1 protein-coding gene is annotated in these 2,039 nt (G+C 39.6%); it reads right to left on the reverse strand.

Annotated features, from left to right (window positions below; translation table 11 throughout):
• Positions 1-154: 154 nt before the first annotated feature.
• A complete protein-coding gene (gene ltrA / locus LU279_RS13400) occupies positions 155-1,459 on the reverse strand; it encodes a group II intron reverse transcriptase/maturase (protein WP_274422982.1) in 1,305 nt (434 codons plus the stop codon).
• Positions 1,460-2,039: the final 580 nt, after the last annotated feature.

Genomic DNA, 2,039 nt, shown 5'->3' on the forward strand with positions numbered 1-2,039 from the left:
AAATCATCTTCACTTGCACCTACGCCAGTATCCAAAATTGCAATTCTTCTCATGATTACCTCTCTATATATGTGATAATAGGGTAGAGGGAGAATAAATTTTCTCGCCCCTCCCATTGAACCGTACGTACGGGTCTCGTATACGGCTCTACAACTTATATTCCAACTTTAACCAAGTAATAGGATAAGGGATTGAGCAGACCCGCTCCATCTTTTATCCTATTTTCAAGTAAATCTTTACTGACAATGAAATTCACTACGTTCATTCCACTTTTTCTGTACCATCCAAGTCTGGAATTAGCAACCTTAAATATCTCTTCCTGACTAAATCCATTTTTATATTTCCAGTTCAGATAACATAGGTTTCGGTAAATGGTTTTCGGTCTCTTCCACTGTTTTAAGATGACTACTCGGATTTTGTGTCTCAGCCACTCCCCGAGTTCTTCCATAAACAACTTCATCATTCCGATTCTGAAATAATTTATCCACCCTCGTACAATCTCATTTACTCTTTTAATTGTAATTGCAAGTGGTCTCGCTACAGCTTTTCCTCTTTTCAGGTATTCGCTTAGCTTCTTTTTCAGCTTCTTCTTCTTTTCGTTGGTCGGTCTGACTTTCCATTCCGAGCCATTCTTTAGAAATGTGAATCCAAGATATTTACTTCTTGTTGGTCTCACTACTTTCGTTTTCGTAGCATTTACTTTCAAAAACAGCTTTCTCTCTAACCAGCTGCAAATAGATTTCATCACTCGGTTAGCTGCCATCTCACTTTTTGTGAATATCAGCACATCGTCGGCATACCTTGTGAAGCGAAGCCCTCTCTGTTCCAGTTCCTTATCCAACTTATCAAGGTAGATATTTGAACACACAACTGATAGTGGACCCCCTTGTGGCACACCCGTGATGGTCGCTTTTTCCAGTCCTTTTTCCATTACCCCTGCTTTCAGATATTTCCGAATCAGATTCAATGTGGTACTGTCGTTTACTTGCTCTCTTAGTATCTGAATTAACTTATCGTGATTTACTCTGTCGAAAAACTGTTCAATATCTATATCTACTACCCATTCATAGCCATCATTCAGATAGCAGAGTGCTTGTCTGATTGCATCATGGCAACTTCTCCCCGGTCTAAAACCGTAACTATATTCACTGAATATTTCTTCATAAATATCACTTATTGGCTGTGCGACTGCCTGTTGAATGGTTCTATCCAATGCTGTGGGGATTCCCAATGGTCGTTGTTTTCCATTATCTTTCGGAATATATACTCTCCGTATCGGCTTCGGCATATAAGTTCTATTTCTAATGGATGTAACAATCTTATCCTTATTTTCCCTTATATAACCTCCCAGTTCCTCAACGGTAACCCCGTCAACTCCACTCGCGCCTTTATTCGATACTACCTTTCTATAGGCTCTGTTCAGATTTTCTTTTGATAAAATCACTTCCATCAATTCCATCGTTGTTACTCCTCTGACTTATCCTAAAATTCATACATATCACCCCTCTGAATATAAACAGTATCCCTTGGTTACGTTCCTACTTTTCCTGCCCATTCGATTTCTGGCTCATGTACTATTTTAAACATAACGATTTGTACTATAAATCGTTTCAGTCCTTCAGCTTTCGCCTACTATGACATCATCTGACTCCCTCTCCAAACCTTTTTCGTCCATACCTTTGGGTATGTGAGTAGGGTCTCCCGAGGTAAGGCACTAATCTTTCATCCCACAACCTCTTGATTTACAATTTCGGTATACGTTTACCTTTAGGGCTTCGATTTGTATAGCAATCTTACCCACCTAATCGCCTGATCAAGTTTCTGTACGTAGGCTCAAGGATTTTGCTACACCACTTCCTCCATCCATACCATTACTGATACCAACTTGTGGTTCGCTACACTTGGCGGTAAATACCCGTGACTGGACTTGCACCAGTAAGATTAGTGCCATGCTCGGCACACTATTATAAAAGCCAGCATATACTATGCCGGCTTTATATAATGAAATACTAATAGCTCATTGATAAAATAAAGTTTTC

This window comes from Blautia sp. XA-2221, from assembly GCF_028767025.1.
Taxonomy (GTDB): Bacteria; Bacillota; Clostridia; order Lachnospirales; family Lachnospiraceae; genus Blautia_A.